This window comes from Priestia megaterium NBRC 15308 = ATCC 14581 (assembly GCF_000832985.1).
GTDB classification, from domain to species: Bacteria; Bacillota; Bacilli; order Bacillales; family Bacillaceae_H; genus Priestia; species Priestia megaterium.
The window spans coordinates 204422-226541 of record NZ_CP009920.1 but is presented as its reverse complement, the minus strand read 5'-3'; the positions used below and the strand labels follow the sequence as shown (position 1 = coordinate 226541).

The 22120-nt window shown below is 38.9% G+C and carries 30 protein-coding genes; 24 read left to right on the top strand and 6 right to left on the bottom strand.

What is annotated here, in order from left to right; genetic code table 11:
* Positions 1-135: 135 nt before the first annotated feature.
* From BG04_RS01760 to BG04_RS30815, 5 genes are all read left to right on the top strand, one after another.
* Entirely contained in the window at positions 136-681 is a 546-nt protein-coding gene (locus BG04_RS01760) for a cupin domain-containing protein (RefSeq protein WP_034650286.1), read from the top strand.
* Positions 682-852: 171 nt separating this feature from the next.
* Complete coding sequence (gene bla / locus BG04_RS01755; protein ID WP_034650289.1) at positions 853-1785, top strand: class A beta-lactamase; 933 nt, start codon at positions 853-855, stop codon at positions 1783-1785.
* 97 nt (positions 1786-1882) lie between these two features.
* Entirely contained in the window at positions 1883-2146 is a 264-nt protein-coding gene (locus BG04_RS01750; protein ID WP_013058054.1) for an excalibur calcium-binding domain-containing protein, read from the top strand.
* 245 nt (positions 2147-2391) lie between these two features.
* Complete coding sequence (locus tag BG04_RS01745) at positions 2392-3789, top strand: NCS1 family transporter (RefSeq protein ID WP_034650293.1); 1398 nt, start codon at positions 2392-2394, stop codon at positions 3787-3789.
* Between the two features lie 187 nt (positions 3790-3976).
* Positions 3977-4126: a hypothetical protein gene (locus BG04_RS30815; protein ID WP_013058052.1), complete on the top strand. Its 150-nt coding sequence runs from the start codon at positions 3977-3979 to the stop codon at positions 4124-4126.
* Between the two features lie 80 nt (positions 4127-4206).
* Here the strand turns inward: BG04_RS30815 and bglA are convergent, their stop codons facing one another.
* Both bglA and BG04_RS01735 read right to left on the bottom strand, forming a co-directional pair.
* Positions 4207-5646 (bottom strand): 6-phospho-beta-glucosidase BglA, encoded by a 1440-nt coding sequence (bglA, locus tag BG04_RS01740; RefSeq protein ID WP_034650297.1) that lies wholly within the window; start codon positions 5644-5646, stop codon positions 4207-4209.
* A 13-nt stretch (positions 5647-5659) separates the two neighbouring features.
* Positions 5660-7543 carry a beta-glucoside-specific PTS transporter subunit IIABC gene (locus BG04_RS01735; RefSeq protein WP_034650299.1) on the bottom strand — a complete coding sequence of 628 codons (1884 nt, stop codon included), beginning with the start codon at positions 7541-7543 and terminating at the stop codon, positions 5660-5662.
* 168 nt (positions 7544-7711) lie between these two features.
* Here BG04_RS01735 and BG04_RS01730 point away from each other — a divergent pair, with 168 nt between their 5' ends.
* The 3 genes from BG04_RS01730 (at position 7712) to BG04_RS01720 (ending at position 9290) form a co-directional block, all read left to right on the top strand.
* Positions 7712-8422 carry a GntR family transcriptional regulator gene (locus tag BG04_RS01730; protein WP_034650302.1) on the top strand — a complete coding sequence of 237 codons (711 nt, stop codon included), beginning with the start codon at positions 7712-7714 and terminating at the stop codon, positions 8420-8422.
* 170 nt (positions 8423-8592) lie between these two features.
* On the top strand, positions 8593-8775 hold the full coding sequence (locus BG04_RS01725) for a hypothetical protein (protein ID WP_047932239.1): 183 nt from the start codon (positions 8593-8595) through the stop codon (positions 8773-8775).
* Between the two features lie 23 nt (positions 8776-8798).
* Positions 8799-9290, top strand: a complete 492-nt coding sequence (locus BG04_RS01720) for a GNAT family N-acetyltransferase (RefSeq protein ID WP_034650309.1) — start codon at positions 8799-8801, stop codon at positions 9288-9290.
* 99 nt (positions 9291-9389) lie between these two features.
* Here BG04_RS01720 and BG04_RS30215 read toward each other — a convergent pair whose 3' ends face one another.
* Complete coding sequence (locus BG04_RS30215) at positions 9390-9809, bottom strand: hypothetical protein (protein WP_061784542.1); 420 nt, start codon at positions 9807-9809, stop codon at positions 9390-9392.
* Positions 9810-9961: 152 nt separating this feature from the next.
* The gene (locus BG04_RS01710; protein ID WP_034650314.1) at positions 9962-10855 is read right to left on the bottom strand and encodes a DMT family transporter; all 894 of its coding nucleotides are present in this window, start codon (positions 10853-10855) and stop codon (positions 9962-9964) included.
* A 114-nt stretch (positions 10856-10969) separates the two neighbouring features.
* Here BG04_RS01710 and BG04_RS01705 point away from each other — a divergent pair, with 114 nt between their 5' ends.
* The 3 genes from BG04_RS01705 (at position 10970) to BG04_RS01695 (ending at position 13429) form a co-directional block, all read left to right on the top strand.
* The gene (locus tag BG04_RS01705; protein WP_034650318.1) at positions 10970-11842 is read left to right on the top strand and encodes a LysR family transcriptional regulator; all 873 of its coding nucleotides are present in this window, start codon (positions 10970-10972) and stop codon (positions 11840-11842) included.
* Between the two features lie 130 nt (positions 11843-11972).
* Positions 11973-12752, top strand: a complete 780-nt coding sequence (fabI, locus tag BG04_RS01700; RefSeq protein WP_016764955.1) for an enoyl-ACP reductase FabI — start codon at positions 11973-11975, stop codon at positions 12750-12752.
* A 149-nt stretch (positions 12753-12901) separates the two neighbouring features.
* Positions 12902-13429 carry a complement C1q domain-containing protein gene (locus BG04_RS01695; protein ID WP_034650322.1) on the top strand — a complete coding sequence of 176 codons (528 nt, stop codon included), beginning with the start codon at positions 12902-12904 and terminating at the stop codon, positions 13427-13429.
* Positions 13430-13536: 107 nt separating this feature from the next.
* On the opposite strand, the gene BG04_RS31255 is transcribed toward BG04_RS01695, so the two are convergent.
* Entirely contained in the window at positions 13537-13731 is a 195-nt protein-coding gene (locus tag BG04_RS31255) for a hypothetical protein (RefSeq protein WP_034650324.1), read from the bottom strand.
* 118 nt (positions 13732-13849) lie between these two features.
* On the opposite strand from BG04_RS31255, the gene BG04_RS01685 reads away from it, so the two are divergent.
* The 11 genes from BG04_RS01685 to BG04_RS01635 all read left to right on the top strand — a co-directional run bounded on the left by BG04_RS01685 (position 13850) and on the right by BG04_RS01635 (position 19576).
* On the top strand, positions 13850-14167 hold the full coding sequence (locus BG04_RS01685) for a hypothetical protein (protein WP_025750968.1): 318 nt from the start codon (positions 13850-13852) through the stop codon (positions 14165-14167).
* 344 nt (positions 14168-14511) lie between these two features.
* Positions 14512-14871: a hypothetical protein gene (locus BG04_RS01680; protein ID WP_034650327.1), complete on the top strand. Its 360-nt coding sequence runs from the start codon at positions 14512-14514 to the stop codon at positions 14869-14871.
* Positions 14861-15121, top strand: a complete 261-nt coding sequence (locus BG04_RS01675; protein WP_034650330.1) for a metal-sensitive transcriptional regulator — start codon at positions 14861-14863, stop codon at positions 15119-15121. The genes BG04_RS01680 and BG04_RS01675 overlap by 11 nt, the downstream gene beginning before the upstream one ends.
* Positions 15122-15213: 92 nt before the next feature.
* Positions 15214-15441: a sulfurtransferase TusA family protein gene (locus BG04_RS01670; protein WP_034650332.1), complete on the top strand. Its 228-nt coding sequence runs from the start codon at positions 15214-15216 to the stop codon at positions 15439-15441.
* Between the two features lie 45 nt (positions 15442-15486).
* On the top strand, positions 15487-15969 hold the full coding sequence (locus BG04_RS01665) for a DsrE/DsrF/DrsH-like family protein (protein WP_034650335.1): 483 nt from the start codon (positions 15487-15489) through the stop codon (positions 15967-15969).
* 27 nt (positions 15970-15996) lie between these two features.
* A complete protein-coding gene (locus BG04_RS01660; RefSeq protein WP_034650338.1) occupies positions 15997-16353 on the top strand; it encodes a rhodanese-like domain-containing protein in 357 nt (118 codons plus the stop codon).
* 22 nt (positions 16354-16375) lie between these two features.
* Complete coding sequence (locus BG04_RS01655; protein ID WP_034650342.1) at positions 16376-16672, top strand: rhodanese-like domain-containing protein; 297 nt, start codon at positions 16376-16378, stop codon at positions 16670-16672.
* A gap of 55 nt (positions 16673-16727) precedes the next feature.
* A complete protein-coding gene (locus tag BG04_RS01650) occupies positions 16728-17279 on the top strand; it encodes a sulfurtransferase TusA family protein (RefSeq protein WP_034650346.1) in 552 nt (183 codons plus the stop codon).
* 62 nt (positions 17280-17341) lie between these two features.
* Positions 17342-18469 carry an MBL fold metallo-hydrolase gene (locus BG04_RS01645; protein ID WP_034650347.1) on the top strand — a complete coding sequence of 376 codons (1128 nt, stop codon included), beginning with the start codon at positions 17342-17344 and terminating at the stop codon, positions 18467-18469.
* A 35-nt stretch (positions 18470-18504) separates the two neighbouring features.
* Entirely contained in the window at positions 18505-18729 is a 225-nt protein-coding gene (locus tag BG04_RS01640) for a sulfurtransferase TusA family protein (protein WP_034650348.1), read from the top strand.
* A 70-nt stretch (positions 18730-18799) separates the two neighbouring features.
* Positions 18800-19576, top strand: a complete 777-nt coding sequence (locus tag BG04_RS01635) for a sulfite exporter TauE/SafE family protein (RefSeq protein WP_034650350.1) — start codon at positions 18800-18802, stop codon at positions 19574-19576.
* Positions 19577-19616: 40 nt separating this feature from the next.
* Here the strand turns inward: BG04_RS01635 and BG04_RS30810 are convergent, their stop codons facing one another.
* Complete coding sequence (locus BG04_RS30810) at positions 19617-19793, bottom strand: hypothetical protein (protein ID WP_016764944.1); 177 nt, start codon at positions 19791-19793, stop codon at positions 19617-19619.
* Between the two features lie 469 nt (positions 19794-20262).
* Between BG04_RS30810 and BG04_RS01630 the strand changes: the two genes are divergently transcribed.
* Complete coding sequence (locus tag BG04_RS01630; protein WP_034650352.1) at positions 20263-21465, top strand: aminotransferase-like domain-containing protein; 1203 nt, start codon at positions 20263-20265, stop codon at positions 21463-21465.
* Between the two features lie 5 nt (positions 21466-21470).
* Positions 21471-22070, top strand: coding sequence for a dienelactone hydrolase family protein (locus BG04_RS01625; RefSeq protein WP_034650355.1), 600 nt, complete (start codon positions 21471-21473; stop codon positions 22068-22070).
* The last annotated feature ends 50 nt before the right edge of the window (positions 22071-22120 follow it).

Sequence of the window (22120 nt, the reverse complement as noted above, 5' to 3'; positions counted from 1 at the left end):
TTTTCTTCCTCCTTACTGTGATAGTATTAAATTGTAATTTATTTATTAAATATAATTTAACATAAGTAACGTCGTTTATTAAGTTTAACTTAATAAAATTAAATGTAATTAAACATCTTTTACGGAGGAATCATCATGGAAAACATAGATATTGGAAAAAAAGTAGAGAAATTTCGAAAAGAAAAGGGGCTAAGCAGTCGAGACTTAGCAAAATTAGCGGACATCACGCCATCTATGTTAAGTCAAATTGAACGGGGATTAGCTAACCCGTCCATTTCAACGCTTAAACTTTTAGCAAAAAGCCTCGATGTGCCTACCTTCAGCTTTTTGCTCGAAGAAATAAATACATCTCATTTAGTCGTAAGGTCGAATGAGCGTAAAACAATGAAGGTAAAAGAGCTAACGTATTCGCTGCTATCGCCCGATTTCACAGGGAATCTAGCTACGGCCATTATGGAAGTACCGCCGATGATGGCTTCATCAGAAACTCCTTTAGCACATAAAGGAGAGGAAGTGGCATACGTCTTAGAAGGGAAAATTAAAGTGTATTTGGACGAGGAAGTATACGTGTTAGAAAAAGGAGATAGTGTCAAAATTCCTTCGCATCTGAATCATAAATGGGAGAATACGTTTGAAGAGAAAGCCGTTATTTTATTTTCCGTTACGCCGCCTATTTTTTAAAGTACTTACGGTTTTTATACTGCTCATCTTCAGTGTGAGACACTTTTATTATATAAATGTGATAAAACTATCATGTTTGTGAGAGTAAACAATTGATAAAATAGCATTGTTGGTAATCTCTACCTAAGAGAATACATACTAAATACTTTTTTTGAAAGGTGTTGAAGGGTAATGAAGACATGGAAAAAGATGTTTCGCGCTTCAAAGCTCCAAAAAATGCTGCCTGTATTCGCTCTTTCGTGCGCGGCGGTTGTAGGCTTTTCAAGCAGCGAGGTACATGCTGAAACGGTAAAATGTCAAAGACAAGAAACAAAGAGTGATCGAGAGTTTGCTAAGCTTGAAGAAAAATATGATGCGAATCTTGGCGTTTTTGCATTAGATACAGGCACCAATAAAACGGTAACGTATCACCCGGACGAGCGTTTTGCTTATGCGTCTACTCATAAGGCTCTCGCTGTCGGTGCACTTTTACAGCAGAAGTCAATTGAAGATCTCAACGAACGAATCTTTTATACGCGCGATGACCTTGTAAACTACAATCCAATTACAGAAAAACACGTAGATACAGGCATGACTCTTCGAGAACTCGCAGATGCATCGCTTCGCTACAGCGACAATACGGCAGGGAACTTAATTCTGCAGCAGCTGGGCGGACCGGATGGATTTAAAGAAGCTTTAGAAAACATAGGAGACGATGTGACGCTGCCTGAGCGCTTTGAACCGGATTTAAATGAAGTGAATCCAGGAGAAACCCACGATACAAGTACACCAAGAGCACTCGCTGCAAGTCTTCAAAAATATGTACTTGGACAGGCACTTCCTGAAGACAAACGTGCACTTTTAACAGATTTGATGAAGCGAAACACAACAGGGGATGCGTTAATACGAGCGGGCGTGCCGAAAAGCTGGGAAGTAGCCGATAAGACAGGCGCAGGCTCATACGCGACGCGAAATGATATTGCTATCCTTTGGCCGCCAAAAGGAGATCCAATTGTTCTTGCGATCCTCTCCAATCGTACGGAAAAAGATGCAGAGTATAATGATAAACTAATTGCAGAAGCGGCTAAACAAGCGGTGAAGACTCTTAAAGTTACTCGTAAATAAAATTGGATAATAGTAGTTTAAATGTAAAAAAAAATTGAAAAGATCGATAGAACATTCTATTATTAATTAGAAAAAATATAGGAAGGAAGTATCTCTTTTGAAAAAGATTTTTCCAATTGTTCTATCTTTCGGTTTATTAACGAGCGTATCTTTTAGCACAGTTTCAAACGTAGATGCGGCAGCTAAATCTTACAAAAACTGTACGGAATTAAACAAAGACTACAAAGGCGGCGTAGCTCGTGCGGCTAATGTAACAAATAAAGGCGGCAAAACAAAGTACAAACCGTATGTGTCAAAATCACTGTATGATGCCAATACAAAGCTAGATCGAGATAAAGACTACATTGCCTGTGAAAAATAAATACTAGCTCATCACTCATCCAAGCGTTTATTATAAGCGCTTGGATTTTTTATTATCATCAACTTCTATATGTTGCGAGCTGAGGTCAAAAATTAGTCAAATCGCACAAAATAATATCAGAAAATTCACATAAATAATAATGAACTTGCGTTGAAATTCGTATACACTATGTACATGTTAAGTTAACTCACATTAAATGTTAGTAATAAGAGTGGAAACATCATAAAAAAGGAGTTGAGTGTATAGTGTCTACAAATGCAACAAGTTCCGTTATAGAAGAGGTGCATTCTCATCAAGATGCAGGCCTTGATCCGTCACTAAAGCCAAAAGCGGAAAGTGATCGAAAGCTAACTCCGATGTCCTATATGTTTATGTGGATTGGAGACGGCGTTAATTTAGGAAATATGACGCTTGGCGCAAGCATAGTAGTAGCAGGTACTGCGGTATTAAATCTTTTTCAAACGTTTGTGGCAGCGATTATTGCCATTGGTATTATTTCTACTTTTTTTGTGTTAAACGATCGAATTGGCTATAAGACGGGCATACCGTATGTGATGCAGCTTCGAATGTCTTTTGGAATAAAAGGATCCGTCATATCGTCTCTTTTACGAGGTATTCCAGCTATCATTTGGTATGGTTTCCAAAGCTGGACAGGCGGTACCGCTTTAAACGAAATCGGGAAAATTGTGACTAAAGGGTCTTTTGATAATCTTGTTCTTTGCTTTATTATCATTCAGCTGCTGCAAATCGTGCTTTCTCTGTACAGCTTCCACGCGGTTAAATGGGTAGAGATGCTTGCTTCAATCATCATATTGCTTGGCCTTGTTTATGTATTTGGCGTTCTTTTAACTTCTCATAGTGAGGTAGTAGGGGAGAAGTGGGTAGATACAAAAGGTTCATGGGGACTTCCGTTCTTTTCTTTCATTATGATGTTCATGGGGAATTATGCAGCGATTTTTCTAAGCGCAGCCGATTACTCTAGAGAACTGAAGCCAGGAATTAGCGACACAAAGCGTGGGTTCTTATACTTTACACCAATTCTAGTAGCCTACGGATTCGTTCTTACAATCGGGGCAATGCTTGCTTCTGCTACGGGTATTTCCAATCCAGTTAAAGCGTTCGCGGTTGTAGTGGATAATTCATATATTACCGTTGCTGTATCGGCTTTTATTGTGATTGGCGTTATTGCCGTAAATATGGTGGCAAATATTATTCCGCCTACGTATGTGATTACGCTGCTGACAAAAGCAAATTATAAACTGGCGGTTACCATTACTGGACTGCTTGCCTTTTGCTCGTTCCCTTGGGTGCTTGTTCAAGATTCATCAGCTGCAGGTCTTGGTTTGTTCATTTTGATTTACTCTGCTTTTTTAGGTCCAATTGTTTCTATTTTACTGGTTGATTACTATATTTTACGAAAACAAAGAGTAAACGTAGAAGAATTGTATCAAGAAAAAGGGCCGTTTTCCGGCTACAATCCATGCGCCATGCTTGCGATGCTCATCGGCGCAGGTGCTGCGTTTATCGAAGTCGATTTAGGCTGGATTATAGGAGTGGTAGTTGCAGGAGTTGCGTATATTCTTTTAACGAAATTTGCTTTTAAACATTCAAAATTTAAAAAAGGAACCATCTTTGAATACTAACATTCCATCGATAAAAGCCTTTGCTTGCTGCAAAGGCTTTTATCACGTCGGATTAAATCTCTTTGTCTAGTTTCCTAAAAAGTGGGTAAAGTAAAGAAGAGAAAAAAGTTACCTCTATTATGAGTTGCTTTTACAGGAGCGCATCTAATGTATCGCATCAATCATAGCATAAAGGAGAGGGTAGAGTATGTATGAATTTAGAGTGTATACTCTTCGGGATGGAAGCGAAAAGGTAATCAAAACGCTGAAACATGAATCGTTTGCTGATGAAATTCAACGAGCGGGAATTAAGCAAACGGAAATTGCGCAAACACAGCTAGTAGATAAACCGAGATAACGTATTTGTCTTTATTTTTACATGTTTTAAAAAAGCGGGATTCCTGTGTTTTCACGCAGGAACCCCGCTTTTCTGATTTCTTATAGTTCTTCACCGTTTGTTTCAATCACATGTTTGTACCAGTTAAAGGAATCTTTTTTGTAGCGCTTCATTGATCCGTTTCCTTCGTTGTCACGGTCGACATAAATCATGCCGTATCGCTTTTTCATTTCGCCTGTTGTAAAGGAAACAATATCAATAATTCCCCATGGCGTATAGCCCATTAAATCAACACCATCGTACGTTACAGCTTTTTCTAACGCTTCGATGTGCGATTTTAAATATTCAATTCGTGATGCGTCATGAATGGATCCGTCTTCTTCAACCGTATCAATGGCACCAAATCCGTTTTCTACGATGAACAGCGGAATTTGATAGCGGTCGTAGAAGCGGTTTAACGTATAGCGCAAGCCCGTTGGATCAATTGACCAGCCCCAATCGCTTGATTTGATATAAGGATTTGCTACGCCGTTTGGCAATCCGCCGTTTACGATATCGCCCGTGTTATCAGCTTCAACGTCGCTTTTAACCGTTGTGGACATGTAATAGCTGAAGCCTAAATAATCAACTTTTCCGTTTCGTAAAATTTCTTCGTCGCCTTCTTCAAACGGAATATGATAGCCTTCTCGTTCGAATTCTTTTAACGCATAACTTGGGTAATAGCCGCGAACTTGAACGTCAGGGAAGAAGTAGCGCTGTCTCATTGTTTCTTCTGCTAACATCACATCTTCAGGATTTGAAGAATACGGATAGATTGGCACATGTGAAACCATCGCTCCGATTTGGAAATTCGGATTAATTTCTTTTCCTTTTGATACGGCAAGAGCGCTTGCAAGCAGTTCATGATGTCCTGCTTGATACATCACTTCTTTTGCATTTTCACCCGGCTTTACAGAAACGCCGGAGTTCGTCCATAAGAATAGAGGGTTGTGTACGTCCATTTTGTTGTTAATTTCATTAAACGTCATCCAGTACGTGACTTTGTCTTTATAGCGGTCGAAACAAACTTCAGCGAACTTCACAAAGCAGTCCACCGTTTTTCGGCTTCTAAATCCGCCGTATTCTCGAGCTAAATGCAGGGGCATTTCAAAGTGAGAAAGCGTAATAACCGGTTCAATTCCATGCTTTAACAGTTCATCAAATACATCATCGTAGAATTTTAGTCCTTCTTCGTTTGGCTCAGCTTCATCGCCTTTAGGGAAAATACGGCTCCAGCCAATAGACGTTCGCAAACATTTTAAGCCCATTTCTGCAAACAGTGCGATATCTTCTTTATAGTGGTGATAAAAATCAATTGCTTCGTGATTTGGATAAAATTTATCTTCTTCCACTGTTTCAGTGATTTGTCGCGCTACACCGTGTGCACCTGCAGTCATAACGTCTACTACGCTCGGTCCTTTTCCGCCTTGGTTCCATCCACCTTCAAATTGATGAGCTGCTAATGCGCCGCCCCATAAAAAATTCTTTGGCATCTTTGTCATTGTTAGTTCCTCCTTATTTCACTACGGTAAATAATGTTTGATTCAGCCCGCTATTTTTAATATCTTCAACAATCACTTCTCGATAAGCACTTGAATTGGTGATAATAACCGGCGTAATGGTTTGTAATCCCTGTGTTTCAATAAATTTTTTATCAAATTCAATCAGTAAATCGCCTTTTTTAAACTTTACACCGTCTTCTACATGCAGCGTAAACGGCTTGCCGTCTAACGTAACGGTATCTAATCCAATATGAACAAGTAATTCAACGCCGTATTCTGATCGAAGGCCGATGGCGTGCTTTGTTGGTGCTACCATAACAACCGTTCCGTCAAAAGGTGCATAAAGCTTATTATCTGAAGGATCAATCGCTAATCCTTCTCCCATCGCACCTGAGCTGAATACTTCGTCCGGTACGCTAGAAAGAAGAATGACTTTTCCGCTAAACGGTGCGCTGATCGTTTCTTCATTGTCGTTGGGATTGCTGACGGCTACTTCGTTTAAAGGAGCAGCAGCTGCTTCTTTTGCTGCATCTTCTCCGTAACCAAACACTTGAATAAGCACAACGGGAAGAATAATCGCAATGGCACATCCAATTAAAATTCCCCAGATTGACATCGGGTAGTCTTGACTGATTCCGTTTACAATGGTCAGAGGTCCGGGCAGTCCTGCGTAAGCAAAGTAATAAGGGTGAAAGAAGCTTGCTACAACAGCACCAATAGCACCTGAAATGCATCCAAAGATAAACGGCTTTTTAAAACGTAAGTTCACGCCGTAAATGGCCGGTTCTGTAATACCAAATAGCCCTGTTATCCCGGCTGATACGCTGACTTTGCGTGCTTCTTGGCTTTTTGCTTTTAAAATAACCCCAAGTACCGCTCCGACTTGAGCTACCACGGCAATTGTTTGATACGCTTGGAATGAGTCTCTGCCGTTTAAATCAAAGTTTGCAAGTACCATCGGCGTAATTCCCCAGTGTACTCCAAAGATCACAACAATTTGCCAGAAGCCGCCAATGATTGCTCCAGCTAAGGCAGGTACGTTCTCAGCTAAAAAGTTATAGCTATGAGCGATTCCATTAGCCCCCATCGTGGTAACAGGACCAATAAGTAAAATTGTTACTGGAACCATAATTACCATACATAAAAACGGAACAAACAGCGGTCTAACGACTTCATGAATGCTCTTATTTAGGAACCTTTCAAGATAAGACAAGATCCATACTAAAAATAAAGGCGGTAAAACAGAAGAAGTATAGACCGTTTCGGATAAGGGAAGACCTAAAAACGTAATGCTGCTTCCGTCTGAAATTTTCGCCGCCATTTCTGCCCATGTTGGACTAACTAATGCTGCACAGCAAGCCACTGCGATGTAGGTATTGGTTTTAAAATGCTTGGATGCTGTGATGGCGATAAAAATCGGTAAAAAAACAAACGGTGCCCATGAAATGAAGCTTAATACTTGATAGGTGCCCGTTTTTGCAAAGCTATCCGAAAACAAATTAATTAGTATTAATGAGCCCTGTAAAATCCCTGCCGCTGCTAAGATGTATACAAATGGTGCAAACACAGCGGACATCGTAGCAATCACACGGTTTAAGATCGTACCTTTGTTTTCAGTTTGCTCCTCAGTGGTATCCAAGTTTACTAAACTAGCAAACTCTTCATAAACATCTCCCACGTGTTGCCCAATAACAACTTGAAACTGTCCGCTGTTTTCAACAACCGTAATGACACCAGGCATAGAAGACACCTTGCGTTTGGCATCTGGCTTCGAGCGCTTTAACACAATTCGAAGTCTAGTGGCACAGCGTGTAGCGCTTACAATATTTTCTTCGCCGCCTACCGCATCTAAAATGTCTGCTGCAAGCTTGTGATAATCTCTAATTTTCCCTCCCATATGTTCAACCCCCTTGTTGATTATACGCTTTCAGTATAATTGTATCGATACAATTTATCAATACCCTAATAAAATAATAATTAATGAATAATTAAAGTTTATGGTATAGAGTTAGATTATGGTATAATCGTGTTATTCTTGAGACAAATTCAGTAAAGAGGTATAGCTATGATTAAATACCAACAAATTGCAATTGAAATTGAAACCTATATTGAAGACCATAAGCTTCAGCAAGGAGATAAGCTGCCGGTATTAGAAACGCTGATGGCGCAGTTTAAGGCAAGCAAAAGTACGGTAACAAAGGCCTTAGATCTGCTTGAGAAAAAAGGCGTGGTTTTTCAAGTAAGAGGAAGCGGCATTTTTGTCCGTCGTCATAAACGAACAGGCTATATTGGCTTGCTTTCCAATCAAGGATTCACGAGTGAACTTGAAGATTTTCAGTTAACGTCGGAAGTGATTGAGTTAGATGTACGAAAGCCGACGCAAGAAGCCGCGTTAAATTTAAACATAGAAGAAAATAGTGACGTCTATTATGTAAAAAGAGTACGGTATATCAACGGTCAGACGCTTTGTCTAGAAGAATCGTTTTATAATAAATCCATCGTTACGTACTTGAATAACGAAATTGTTTCTCAGTCTATTTTTCATTACATTAAAGAAGGACTTGGCTTAAAAATCGGGTTTTCTGATCTATATCTTCACGTTGGCAAGCTGAACGAAGAAGAAGCTACGTACTTAGGATTAAAAGAAGGCGATCCTAAATTATTTATTGAAACGCTTTTCCACTTAGCCAACGGCCAGCCGTTTGACTTTTCAAAAGTGACGTACAACTATGAACAATCTCAGTTCTTTTTACAAGCAACGAGTCATGTTTTATAAAAAAATGTCTGTCTCTCAATTAGTAAGGAACGAGAGGCAGGCGCTTTTTTCTTTATTTCCCTAATGAAGATACGAAAAAAGAGAAAGATTGTAATAAATAGGAAGTTGATATACGATAAAATGGTTACAAGATTTATGGAGATAGGGAAAGAGGTACTAAGGTGAAAAAGATGCTGAGTTATCTTATTCCAATGCTTTTTATGTTTGGTTTGCTTTCCATGAATTTATTTCAGCCGACTAAAGGAGATTTTATCGCTGTAGGTGTGATATCAATTCTTGTAGGTGCGGTGATTGGTTTTGTAATAAACATAGGTTATACATTATTAAAAACAGTCAAAAGCAAGGTGGAGTAAAGTAATTAGAGGGGGTAGAGTTTTTGAGTGAAAGTATCATTATTCAGCCATATACGAGCAAGTATCAACAGCAAGTAGTAGATTTAATTCTTCATATTCAGCAGCAAGAATACCAAGTTCCAATAACGGAAAAAGATCAGCCTGATTTGTTTGAAATCGAAAGCTTTTATCAACAGGGAAACGGAAACTTCTGGGTTGCTGTTTGCAACGAAAGAGTAGTAGGAAGCGTAGCTTTAATAGACATTGGCAGCCGTCAAGTAGCGCTGCGGAAAATGTTTGTAGCAAAGTCTTATAGAGGAGCGAACTTCAAAACAGCTCACCGGTTATTGCATACAGCCATCGCGTGGGCAAAACAGAGAGAAGTGGAAAGAATATATTTAGGAACCACATTACAATACAGAGCTGCTCATCGATTTTATGAGAAAAATGGGTTTCAACATATAGAGAAAGAAAAGCTGCCTGAGAATTTCCCGGTGATGAACGTAGATAAAAAGTTTTATACATATAAGGTATAAGCTAAGCCTTTGTGCAAAATCATATCGGTTATTGTAATGCACGATAGATATGAGAGCTGTGTTTGTAGCAAAACATATAAAAAAGACGGTCTATGCATATTAGATCGTCTTTTTATATAGCCTGTTTATAAGGATGGATGATAACCCAAACGGCAATGAGCAGCTCAACGTTACAATGAGGATTCGCGGGAAGAGACTAAAAGCGGATATCCCGTCGCTTAGCAAAAATAAAGTTAATACGGCGAGTGCTCCAACGATACCGAAAAGAAGATATAGAATTAGTTCAATTAATATCTTAAGTGAATTTATGTATTTCATGATGCTTGTTATAGCTATTGAACAAGGGAGGCCTACTATAATGATGAATGGAGCCGTAAGATATACACCAATAAGCAAAGTCGATAAATAATCTAATATACTTGTATAGCCAAGGGAATTTAATTCAAATATTTCGATGCAAACTGCACCGCCGCATATCGATGAAGTAATAGTTGCAAGTATTCGTTTAATAAGCTTCACAGTCGTTCTCCTAGACGTGCTTTTTTCAATAGACTTTGAAAAATACTAGCATCCATTAAAAGAAAAATAGAGATAGGTGTTGGGACTGCTAAAAGAAAGCTTATACTTTAGCTTAATAACAAAAGCCGCTAGGTAAACGAATCTAGCGGCTTTTACTTTGGCAATGTCTCTTGATAATGAACTCTTTTTTTTAGTAGCAAATTGTCTAACTGAGCAATTAAAATCCCCGCAACCACAATAATAGAACCAATCAGTTCTTTAAGCGTAAACAGCTCATGCAAAAAAAGAACGGCAAAAAGCGCAGCAAAAATAGGCTCTGTTGCAAAAATAAGTCCTGTGTGAGTAGGAGTTGTATAGCGCTGCGCAATAGCTTGACAAATGAATCCAATCGCGCTGCAAAGAACGCCAAGACCTAAAATCGCAATCCATGATGATAAAGTAGCTGGAATGCTGGGATGTTCAAATAAAAAACTGCAAATCAGTGCAAATAATCCAGCAAAACCTAGCTGTAAAATGCCGAGAGCAATTGGATTTTCGTTTTTCGTAAACGTGCCGGTCAGCGTAATATGAATGGCATAACATAGCGCCGTTCCAATGCAAAGTACATCACCAGTATTCATATGAAAGGAGTGCTTTAAAGTTAAAACACCTATACCGGTTAGGGTAGTGATAATACCGAGCCCAATCGGCCAAGAAGGAAGCTTCTTTACTAACAGGCAGTTGAGCAATGGAACAAAAATGACCGTTAAACTGACAAGAAATCCGGCATTTGAAGCAGACGTCATGCTGACGCCAAACGTGACAAATGAAAAAACTGAAAACAGTAAAAAGCCTAAAATAGCGGATGATAAAATCATTTTGCGCGTGATATGTAGTAAAGGCTTATAGAAAAACAGTCCGGCAATCAAAAAAGCAATTAAACATCTAAGTGCAATGATAGTAAATGACCCGAGCGAACTCAGCCCCATTTTCATAAACACGTACGACATGCCCCAAAATACATTTACACCAACCATCATCATATTTGCTCGTGTGCGGTAACTCACGTTCAACCCTCCATTGTTTATGATGTACTCACAGTATACAAAGGAATTTGATATTAATAAAATGAATCTTTATAATGATGAACATGAATTAAATTCATGTTAAGGCGGGAGAAAATGAGCTTAGTGAAATATGAAATTTTAAACAAAGTAGCGGAAGTGAGAAGCTTTACAAAAGCGGCAGATGCGCTGGCGCTCACGCAGTCAGCGGTCAGTCATGCCATTACAAATCTTGAAACAGAATTTGGATTTCCGCTTGTGAATCGAAACAGATCAGGTATTACCTTAACAACAGAAGGCGAAGCGATGCTTCTTGCTATTCGGAATGTGCTCCAAGAAAATGAAAAAGTTCATCAAGAAGCAGCCAGTCTCTTAGGACTTGCGAAAGGAACCATCAAAATCGGTATTTTTAAAAGCGTATCGACCAAGTGGCTCCCCGAAATTATTCAGCTTATGGAAAAAAACTACCCTGAGATTCAAATTCAGCTTAAAGAAGGCGATTACCTTGAAATTGAACAGTGGCTGCTGAGCGGAGAAATAGACTGCGGCTTTATCAACATTACGCATTCAAGTCAATTTCATATTATTTCTTTAAAAAAAGACCGGCTGCTGTGCGTCGTATCGAATCAAAGTGCTCTATACCATCAGAAAACCGTTTCTTTTGAAGATCTAGAGAAAGAACCGTTTATTATGCCGACATACGGCGGTTATCATGATATTAAGCAATTGTTTGAAGAACGTGGCATTCAGCCTGACATTCGTTTTGAATTAATGGATGAAAGTGCTATTTTATCGATGGTTACGCATCACTTAGGAATTAGCATTTTACCTGAAATGCTTTTGGATTCGATCCCGCAAGAGCTGCGTGCGATTCCGTTTCAAGTAGACAGCTACCGTTCAATTGGTCTAGCTACTCGTTATCATCTTTCACCTGCAGCCAAAAAATTTGCTGAAACAACGCAAGCATGGCTGCAGGATTCGGATAAGTAGAAGATTATTTATATAGCAAAATCGGTTAATTCATAAGACTCTTAGGAACTAAGCGCATCTTTGTGCTATAATAAAGCTATACAATTACCTATTAGTCATCATTGATGACTAATTTTTTTTGGAGGATAATATGGAAGATTTATTACAATTAAAGAACAAGAACATTGTGATCATGGGAGTTGCCAACGACAGAAGTATTGCTTGGGGTGTTGCAAAAGCCCTTCATCAAGTAGGAGCAAACTTAATTTTTACATACCGTAAAGAACGTTCACTAGGAAAGTTAAACAAGCTGCTAGAAAAAAATGAAATTCAAGCATCATTAATTGCAGAATGTGATGTAAACAGCGACGAAAGCATTGAAGCAGCGTTCAAAAAAATCGGAGAAGAAGCAGGCATAGTTCACGGAGTGATTCACTCTGTTGCGTTTGCTCATTCAGAAGATTTAAACGGCGAGTTTATTAATACATCAAGAAGCGGATATGCATTTGCTCAAGATACAAGCGCTTATTCACTTATCGCGGTAGCAAAAGCAGCAAAACCTCTTATGACAGAAGGCGGTTCTCTTGTGGCAATGAGCTATCTTGGTGCAGAACGTGCAGTTGAAGGCTATAACGTAATGGGCGTAGCGAAAGCAGCGCTTGAGTCTTCAGTAAAATACTTAGCATTAGACTTAGGAAAAGACAATATCCGCGTAAATGCGATTTCAGCAGGCCCAATTCGTACGCTTGCAGCGAAAGGCATTTCTGACTTTAACCAAATTCTTCACCATGTTGAAGAAAAAGCACCTCTTAAGCGTAACGTAACGCAAGCAGAAGTTGGCGACATGACGGTTGTATTACTGAGCCATCTTTCACGCGGTGTAACAGGAGAAATCGTACACGTAGACGCTGGTTATAATATTGTAGGTTAATTCCTAAACACCTTCTCGAATGAGAAGGTGTTTTTTTGTGGGAAGCTTAGAAATCTATCGTTTCCTCTAGTGAAAATTATGTGTTAAAGGACAAGCATCCAAGCATTATTCCTGCGAATGAATAAAATAGAGAGACACATAAAGAAAGGATGATTACAATTAAAAAAGATGATAAATATTATGTAGAAAAGGCTCATTTTTCTAAGAAACATCATCATTGTTCTTCCAAACAAGGAAATACAAGAGACTCAGCATTTCGTGCTCTTAACCTTACAAACCAGCCCGTATCAGCAAACACTCCTGTAAAAGTTTCTTATCAGTTTAAACAATTTGATTTAGCAAATGAATACAATCCTGTTACGTCTGTTTTTCGCCCCAAAAAAGATGGCGTATATTCCCTTGTTGCTACAATTGGATTTCTTCCTAACGATACGACTGTCGATTATCGAGCGCGCGTAGAAATTCGTGTCAATGGTACGGCGGTTATCGCGATTGATAACGATTTCTTTGGAGGAAACACTATATTTGTTAACGTAGTATCGGTCTCTACTATTTACAATTTAGAAAAAGGAGATCGAGTTGAAGTCTTCGCGGAAAGTAATGTTGACGGCACAATTGTCACAACAGAAAATGTGTCGCATTTCGAAGCAGCAAGATTTCCATCTCCTTCCGAATAAAGAGCTACATGCATCTTTTGGTGTATAGAAGTCGAGAAAAACCAGTTCAATAAAAGCAGGAAAAAGAAGCAGATTTCTTATAAGAAACCTGCTTCTTTTGCTTATGTTCATTTAAACGTTTCTTTTAGGTTTTTCTCAGCCTTTTTCATAGAAAGGTAGACAAATTCGTGTAAAGAAAGGGCAATCACGGCAGTAATATTAGCAATAAGGCTGATCATAAGAAATACCCATTCTATAATTCCAGATAAGTTTGCGCTTCCGCTTATAAGAGAAGAGCTCATACCTATAAGTAAGATGGTCATTAATAAGGGTAAGAAATGTGTAATTTACAAATAATTAACCCCCTATATTTTAAAAAAGATAAGCTCTAAATCAAAAAATGAACATATGATGTGGCAAAGGAAAAGGAGTTGACGAAATATGCATCAAGGACAGCAACATTACATTCCATGGGAACAATGGCATCACCAGCATCCTCAAGGCACGTGGAATCAATGGCATCAGCAACATCCTCATGTACCTTGGGAGCAGTGGCATAAACAGTATCCGCACGGCACATGGAATCAATGGCATCAACAACATCCATATACACCTTGGAATCAGTGGCATCATCAATATCCGCACGGCACGTGGAATCAGTGGCATCAGCAAAATCCATATGTGCCATGGAACCAGTGGCACCAGCAGCATCCACACAGTTCATGGAATCAATGGCATAATATTTATCATCAAAGCTAATCAGCTTTTTAACACAAAAGGTCCAGTTCCCAAGGAGAACTGGACCTTTTGTGCGCAGATGGTGAATGGTGCAGTAAGCTTATTTTTTATTAATTTATATGAGCCCAGGTGATGTATGAAAACGGAAAAGTCTGTTTAGTCTATAGGGGAGGGGGTACACACAATAAAGCAGGTTAAAGAAAACATTCATGATTTCTAAGGTGGATAAAGTGGATTGGTTCGTATGAAAGGATTCATGTAAATCATCAAAATTAAATATAATTTTCTCGCTTGACAATATACCTATAGGGGTATAATATAGAGCGTGTAAACAACATTAATTCAATAGCAAGGCGGTGATGGTTATGCTCTATATAGCAGTGTTGTTGCTTGCTATTTTATTTATTGCATACAGACGTTATTATCCCGTTAAAAGAATACAGTGCATACGTGAATCTGAAGCAAAAGAACTTGGGCGAACGGTTGTAGATATTCGTCATTATCATGAAGTTCACGATTCGATTAGTATAGTTATTCCGTATGCATATCTCAAACGCTTTTATTCAGAAATTCCACAGGGCAGCGTTCATCTGATTGCCGGAGATAGAGTGGAGTTAAATTTAGGCGTACGGTTCTTACGAAAAAAAGGTTTTGAAGTACGCAGCTATGAGTTAGCAGTGTGTAAAAGTAAAGGAAAGAAAGGGGTATTCGATTATGGAGTATAACCAACAGGTGAAAAATCGCCTGCGCCGAATTGAAGGGCAGCTAAAAGGCGTGCTTAGCATGATGGAGCAAGGAAAAGACTGCCGAGACGTCGTGACTCAATTATCTGCTGCAAGAAGTGCCATTGATCGCACAATGGGAGTCATTGTGAGCAGCAATCTTGAACAGTGCGTCAGAGAAAGCCTGGAGCAAGGAGAGTCAACGGAAGGTTTAGTGAAAGAAGCTGTACAGCTGTTAGTGAAAAGTCGTTAATCATTGTCACCTTGTTTAAGGTTGACGAATATCATTATTTAGTATAATATACCCTTACAGGTATATGTATATAAAAAGGAGAGAGAAATACGATGAAAATTGATCAAGTTTTAGATGCAAAAGGATTAGCTTGTCCAATGCCAATCGTAAAAACAAAAAAAGCAATGGATACTTTAACAACAGGTCAAGTATTAGAAGTGCAAACGACAGATAAAGGTGCTAAAAGTGATTTAACAGCGTGGGCAAAATCAACAGGACACGAGCTTATTTATTTTAAAGAAGAAGGCAGTACATTTATCTTTTACATTCAAAAGAGCTAATTTTTTAGAATTAAATATACCCCATAGGGTAATAGGAGGAACAACATGAGTGAACAAAAGAAACGAACAACAATTGTATTATTTAGCGGTGATTATGACAAAGCGATGGCAGCTTATATTATTGCCAACGGAGCAGCTGCTTATGATCATGAAGTGACGATATTCCATACGTTTTGGGGATTGAATGCGCTTCGTAAAGAAGAAATGGTGCCGGTGAAAAAAGGATTTTTAGAAAAGATGTTTGGCAAAATGATGCCGCGCGGTGCGGATAAAATGGGCTTATCTAAAATGAATTTTGCAGGTATGGGACCTAAAATGATTAAAAACGTAATGAAAAAGCATAATGCCCTAACCTTGCCGCAGCTTATCGAAATGGCGCAAGAACAAGATGTGAAGCTAGTGGCTTGTACGATGACGATGGACCTTCTAGGGTTACAGGAAAAAGAGCTACTAGATAATATTGAATATGCAGGCGTAGCGGCGTATTTAGCCGACGCAGAAGACGGAAACGTAAACTTATTCATCTAAAAGATAACTCATGAAGCGAGGGTTAATATGATTATCAATGCGCTTATTATCATCTTTCTGTTGTGGTTTTTGTATCAGCGTTTTGCACCAGTAAAAGGAATACAGCAAATATCGACGATGGAATTAAAAGCAGAGTTAAAAAATAAACATAAACAGTTTATCGATGTGCGAACACCGCATGAATTTCGTACCAAACATATTAAAGGGTTTCGAAACATTCCTTTATCAGAACTGCCAGCGCAAACAGGCCAGCTTTCAAAAGACAGAGAAGTAGTCGTTATTTGTCAAAGCGGAATGAGAAGTATGAAAGCAAGTAAACTGTTGAAAAAGCAAGGTTTTACATCCATCACCAACGTTAAAGGCGGCATGAATACGTGGAGATAAATCAAGAAGGAGGAGATGCAGGGTGAAGGCAATAGCAGCACAAGAAGTAGAACAATTAGTAAAAAAGCAAGAACAAGTTCATATTTTAGACGTGCGTGAAGTAGAGGAAGTAAAAACAGGTAAAATACCAAACGCGTTAAATATTCCGCTTCCTTTATTGGAATACCGTATGCATGAGCTAGATAAAGCAAAGAATTATATTGTTGTCTGTCGTTCTGGTGGCAGAAGCGGAATGGCAGCTCGTTTTCTTGAGCAGCAAGGCTACAGTGTAACGAATATGACCGGCGGAATGATGGAGTGGAAAGGGGAAACGGTCTAATTTTTTTAGATAAAAATATACCCCTACTAGTATTTAAACCAAGGAGGAAAAAGAAATGATGCAAGCAAACTTCGTATTAGATGCAAAAGGGCTAGCATGTCCAATGCCAATCGTAAAAACAAAGAAGAAAATGAATGAACTAGAAGCAGGTCAAGTCCTAGAAATTCAAGCAACGGATAAAGGCTCTACGGCTGACTTACAAGCGTGGGCAAAAAGCACAGGTCATGAGTATTTAGGTACAGAGACAGCAGGTGACGTTCTTCACCACTTTCTTCGTAAAGGCGGCGCTGAAGAAAACGTAACGCCAATTCCTGAAATTTCATTAGAAGAATTTGCGAAAAAAGTAGAGAATGATGAACATCTTCATATTTTAGACGTTCGCGAAGTAGAAGAATACGATGAAGCTCATATTCCAGGCGCAGTTCATATTCCGCTTGGTGAAGTAGAAAAACGTTCGAATGAGCTAAATAAAGAGAATGAAATTTATATTATTTGCCACTCTGGAAGACGAAGTGAAATGGCAGGGCAAACGATGAAAAAGCAAGGATTTAAAAACGTAATTAACGTGGCTCCTGGTATGCGTGACTGGACAGGTAAAGTAGAATAACCAATCGATTATAATGGATTAAAAAATTTTGATAGTTCATATACCTAGGGAGGTATTTTGATATGACAGTGCATGTACTTACTGCAAAAGAAGTTACAGCTAAAATTATTAATAAAGAACCGCTATTTATCTTGGACGTTCGTAACGAAAGTGATTTTAGCGATTGGAAAATTGAAGGTCATCAATTCCAGCATTTAAACGTGCCGTATTTCGATCTTTTAGACGGAGTAGAAGAAATCTTAGAAAAAATCCCTTCTGATAAAGAAGTGTTAGTTGTCTGCGCCAAAGAAGGTTCATCAGTGATGGTAGCTGACATGCTTTCAGAAGCGGGTCTTACCGTATCTTACCTTAAAGGCGGTATGAAAGCATGGAGTGAATATTTAGAGCCTGTTAAAGTCGGCGATTTGAAAGATGGCGGAGAGGTCTATCAGTTTGTTCGTATCGGTAAAGGATGCTTATCTTATATGATCGTATCGAACGGTGAAGCGGCTATTATTGATGCGACGCGTATGGCGGATGTGTATATTAACTTTGCCAAAGAACTTGGTGTCACAGTTAAGCATGTGTTTGATACTCACCTTCATGCAGATCACATTTCAGGAGGAAGAGTTATTGCTGAAGCAACAAATGCAGCTTACTGGCTGCCTCCAAAAGATGCAGAAGAAGTGATTTTTGACTACAAGCCTTTAGAAGAAGGCAGTGATGTCGTGATTGGTAACACAGCGATTACGATTCAGCCTCTTTATTCACCGGGGCATACGATTGGATCAACTTCTTTCATCGTAGACGATCAATACTTACTTTCAGGTGATATTTTGTTCATCGATTCAATTGGACGTCCTGATTTAGCTGGTATGGCTGAAGACTGGGTAGGCGATCTGCGCGAGACGCTTTATAAACGCTATAAAGCATTATCAGATGAGTTAATCGTATTGCCAGCTCATTTTATGATTATTGATGAGCTAAATGATAACGGCAGCGTAGCTGAAAAGTTAGGTACTTTGTTTGCAGAAAATCACGGATTAAACATTAAAGACGAAGCAGAGTTCAGACACTTAGTAACAGATAACTTACCGCCGCAGCCAAATGCATATCAAGACATCCGTGAAACCAATATGGGGAAAGTAAGTCCAGATGAAGAAAAACAGCGTGAAATGGAAATTGGACCAAACCGCTGTGCGATTCGCTAAGTAAAAAGTTCAACTTAAACAAAGGAGAGAGAGAAATGGAATCAACTAAAGTACTAGATGCAAAAGGGCTGGCATGTCCAATGCCGATTGTTAAAACAAAAAAAGCAATGAATGAACTAGAAGCAGGTCAAGTGTTAGAAATTCATGCAACGGATAAAGGAGCAAAAAACGATCTTGCAGCCTGGGCACAATCTGGTGGTCACGAGCTTCTTCAGACAGAAGAAGGCGACGTTTTTAAGTTTTGGATTAAAAAAGGATAAGAAATAATGGACGAAAAGGGTATCTCTTGTAAAAGGTACCCTTTCCTTATATGAAACGGAGCGACTATAGATGGATCTTACATTTATCATCACGCTTTTTCTTATTGGATTTATTGGGTCGTTTATTTCCGGTATGGTCGGTATTGGCGGGTCTGTTATTAATTATCCGATGCTGTTATATATTCCTCCATTAGTAGGAGTAGGAGCATTAACGGCTCATCAAGTCTCAGGTGCAGGAGCTGTTCAAGTGTTCTTTGCGACAATAGGCGGCGTATGGGTGTATCGAAAAAGCGGATTTTTAAACAAATCATTAATTATATATATGGGCAGCAATATTCTAATCGGAAGCATGCTTGGAAGCTACAGCTCACATTATATGAATGAACAAGGATTAAATGTTGTATATGGAGTTTTAGCTCTTATTGCGGTTATTATGATGTTTATTCCAAAGAAAAAGTTAGATGAGATAAAAGAAGGCAAACTTCAATTCAATAAAGGATTAGCTTCTATTTTATCACTGCTTATCGGAGCCGTAGCAGGCGTGTTAGGAGCAGGAGGAGCCTTTATTTTAGTTCCTGTCATGCTCGTGGTACTTAAAATCCCAACTCGGATTACCATCGCAACTTCACTAGCCGTTACCTTTATTTCCTCTATTGGATCAACGGTTGGAAAACTGGTCACTCACCAAGTCCCGTTCATCCCTGCACTTATTTTAGTTGGTGCAAGCCTGATTGCCTCTCCAATCGGTGCAAAAGTGGGGCAGAAAATGAATACAAAAGTGCTTCAGTGGATCCTTGCCGGTTTAATTTTAGCAACGGCAATTAAGATTTGGTGGGGGCTGCTATAAAAAAAGCTAACGCTATGGGAATCCATAGCGTTAGCTTTTTTTATAGTACTTCATCACTTTCCACAAACATTTCAAGCGCAGGATGAAATTCTTTTTGATAGTGGTTAGACGGACATACTTTTACAACAGTAGAGCGAAGCGCATTGGATTTTGATGTATTTAACACTTGCTTGCATTTAGGGCATCGTTCATTAAACAGCAAATGAAGCCATTTCACTTTTTATCACTCCTGTACTAAAACCTTTAAACCTTATCGATTTAATAAGGATTATAAAGGGTTTTACACGGAAGGTCAATGAAAAGGGAAGGGATCTTACAAAATAATTTACTAAGATAAATATATTTGCATAAAAAATTAAGAATTTATAGAATTTATTGTTTATTTATTTGATTTTTATGTTATCCTTTTTAACATACATTAAATACAAGGCCATATTTATCGTACGACCTTTGATTTGTATTACAAATAGTGAATAAGAAAAATATGTACCGAAAGGAGAACGTGACATCAAGAAGAAATGAAGAGTCAGAGAGCAAGCAGATGCTGGTTGTCTATTAAAAAGGCATCTTCCAAGGCTTAAAAGAAGCCTGAGCTCACAGGGAAGGTTTTTGCTTTAATTTTTCTGACTATTCGAATAATTAACTCGTTATTAAAAGTTTAAAATCTAGAAAAGGAATGATCATCAATGAAAGATAAATTTGCCCAACGAGCTAGTCTTGTAAAATCCTCTGAAACGCGTGAAATCTTAAAAGTAACGGAACGACCAGAAGTCATTTCGTTTGCAGGAGGACTTCCAGCACCGGAGCTATTTCCCGTTGAAGCAATGAACGATGCGTGCCGCGCCGTATTAAGTGAAGACGGAGCCGCTTCGCTTCAATATAGTACAACAGAGGGGTATATCCCTTTACGAGAAGCAATTTCTAAACGAATGCAGGACATCGGCATTGAGTCCACGATTTCGAACATTTTAATTACGTCCGGATCTCAGCAGGCAATCGATCTTACCGGAAGACTGTTCCTTAATGACGGAGACGTGGTAATCTGTGAAAGCCCAACGTACCTAGCGGCCATTAACGTATTTAAATCCTACAATGCGACGTTTGTAGAAGTAGACATGGACGAAGATGGAATGATTATGGAAGAGCTAGAGAAAAAGCTTCAGGAAAATCCACAGGCTAAATTTATTTATACGATTCCTGATTTTCAAAATCCTACAGGGCGCACCTTAACGCGAGAAAGACGTCAGCGAATGATCGAACTTGCGAACGCATACGACGTGCTGATTGTAGAAGATAATCCGTACGGAGGAGTCCGATTTGCAGGAGAAGCGCTGCCGCCGGTTAAGCATTTTGATACAGAAAACAGAGTGATTTACATCAGCACATTCTCTAAAATTTTTGCACCAGGTCTTCGAATCGGCTGGGTATGTGCAGACGAAGCTTTCATTGATAAGTACGTAGCGTTTAAGCAAGTGGCTGACTTGCATACGGACAGCTTTGCTCAGCGCGTAACGGCTAAGTACATGGAGCTTTACGATATCGAAGCGCACATTCAAAAAATTAAAGCCGTATACAAAGAGCGATGTACCCAAATGCTATCGTGCCTTGAGGAATTTTTTCCGGAGAATTTGTCTTACAGTAAGCCAGAAGGCGGATTGTTTATTTGGGTAGAACTGCCCCAAGGAATCGATTCAGCACATATCTTTTCAGAATGTCTAAAAAATAACGTAGCCTGTGTGCCTGGAACGCCATTCTTTCCAAACGGTACAAGAAACAATGCGCTGCGCTTGAATTATTCTAATATGTCCGCTGAACAAATCGTTGAAGGCATGAAGCGCATGGGAGACGTATTGCACCGTGAACTGGCGAGAGAAACGACTGTTTTATAAAAGAAATGAAAAAATCAAATAAAGCCATTTTATTAATTCATGAAATATACGGTGTGAACGATCATATGAATTTTATGAAAGAGAAATTGTCTAAGTTAGAGGCAGATATTATCTGTCCTAATTTATTATCTAACGACGTTCCTTATAGCTATAAAGAAGAAGGAATGGCTTATCAAAACTTTGTTCAAAACATTGGTATGGATGAGGGTTCAAGACAAATTACTAACATGTTAATTCAACTAAAACAAGAATATGAAGAAGTAGGAGTTATAGGCTTCAGTGTAGGAGCAACAATGTCGTGGCTATGCAGTGAAAGCAATTTGTGTAACTTTGTGATTGGCTGTTACGGATCACGTATTAGAGATTATGTAAATAGAAGTCCTGTTTGCCCAACTCTTCTTATTTTTCCTGCTGAAGAGCAAACATTTGATGTAGACTGTTTAATAAACTCACTAGTCCAAAAAAGAGAGCCGCTTTTGGAAATCAAAAAGTTTTATGGTGGTCATGGTTTTATGAATCCTTTTTCACAAGCCTTTAATAAAGAATCAGCGGACCAAGCCTTCCAAACAATAAGTGAGTTTCTCAAAAAACACTTAGCTGATTAATAGATATATATGCTGAAAGTGATACCTTCCAATAAGCAGAAACTGACCCT

Excerpts from the sequence above, each read along its gene's own strand:
- BG04_RS01760 (WP_034650286.1), top strand. The coding sequence starts at position 136 with ATGGAAAACATAGATATTGGAAAAAAAGTAGAGAAATTTCGAAAAGAA.
- bla (WP_034650289.1), top strand. The coding sequence starts at position 853 with ATGAAGACATGGAAAAAGATGTTTCGCGCTTCAAAGCTCCAAAAAATG.
- BG04_RS30815 (WP_013058052.1), top strand. The coding sequence starts at position 3,977 with ATGTATGAATTTAGAGTGTATACTCTTCGGGATGGAAGCGAAAAGGTA.
- bglA (WP_034650297.1), bottom strand. The coding sequence starts at position 5,646 with ATGACAAAGATGCCAAAGAATTTTTTATGGGGCGGCGCATTAGCAGCT.
- BG04_RS01735 (WP_034650299.1), bottom strand. The coding sequence starts at position 7,543 with ATGGGAGGGAAAATTAGAGATTATCACAAGCTTGCAGCAGACATTTTA.
- BG04_RS01730 (WP_034650302.1), top strand. The coding sequence starts at position 7,712 with ATGATTAAATACCAACAAATTGCAATTGAAATTGAAACCTATATTGAA.
- BG04_RS01725 (WP_047932239.1), top strand. The coding sequence starts at position 8,593 with ATGCTGAGTTATCTTATTCCAATGCTTTTTATGTTTGGTTTGCTTTCC.
- BG04_RS01705 (WP_034650318.1), top strand. The coding sequence starts at position 10,970 with ATGAGCTTAGTGAAATATGAAATTTTAAACAAAGTAGCGGAAGTGAGA.
- fabI (WP_016764955.1), top strand. The coding sequence starts at position 11,973 with ATGGAAGATTTATTACAATTAAAGAACAAGAACATTGTGATCATGGGA.
- BG04_RS01695 (WP_034650322.1), top strand. The coding sequence starts at position 12,902 with ATGATTACAATTAAAAAAGATGATAAATATTATGTAGAAAAGGCTCAT.
- BG04_RS31255 (WP_034650324.1), bottom strand. The coding sequence starts at position 13,731 with ATGACCATCTTACTTATAGGTATGAGCTCTTCTCTTATAAGCGGAAGC.
- BG04_RS01685 (WP_025750968.1), top strand. The coding sequence starts at position 13,850 with ATGCATCAAGGACAGCAACATTACATTCCATGGGAACAATGGCATCAC.
- BG04_RS01680 (WP_034650327.1), top strand. The coding sequence starts at position 14,512 with ATGCTCTATATAGCAGTGTTGTTGCTTGCTATTTTATTTATTGCATAC.
- BG04_RS01675 (WP_034650330.1), top strand. The coding sequence starts at position 14,861 with ATGGAGTATAACCAACAGGTGAAAAATCGCCTGCGCCGAATTGAAGGG.
- BG04_RS01670 (WP_034650332.1), top strand. The coding sequence starts at position 15,214 with ATGAAAATTGATCAAGTTTTAGATGCAAAAGGATTAGCTTGTCCAATG.
- BG04_RS01665 (WP_034650335.1), top strand. The coding sequence starts at position 15,487 with ATGAGTGAACAAAAGAAACGAACAACAATTGTATTATTTAGCGGTGAT.
- BG04_RS01660 (WP_034650338.1), top strand. The coding sequence starts at position 15,997 with ATGATTATCAATGCGCTTATTATCATCTTTCTGTTGTGGTTTTTGTAT.
- BG04_RS01650 (WP_034650346.1), top strand. The coding sequence starts at position 16,728 with ATGATGCAAGCAAACTTCGTATTAGATGCAAAAGGGCTAGCATGTCCA.
- BG04_RS01645 (WP_034650347.1), top strand. The coding sequence starts at position 17,342 with ATGACAGTGCATGTACTTACTGCAAAAGAAGTTACAGCTAAAATTATT.
- BG04_RS01640 (WP_034650348.1), top strand. The coding sequence starts at position 18,505 with ATGGAATCAACTAAAGTACTAGATGCAAAAGGGCTGGCATGTCCAATG.
- BG04_RS01635 (WP_034650350.1), top strand. The coding sequence starts at position 18,800 with ATGGATCTTACATTTATCATCACGCTTTTTCTTATTGGATTTATTGGG.
- BG04_RS01630 (WP_034650352.1), top strand. The coding sequence starts at position 20,263 with ATGAAAGATAAATTTGCCCAACGAGCTAGTCTTGTAAAATCCTCTGAA.
- BG04_RS01625 (WP_034650355.1), top strand. The coding sequence starts at position 21,471 with ATGAAAAAATCAAATAAAGCCATTTTATTAATTCATGAAATATACGGT.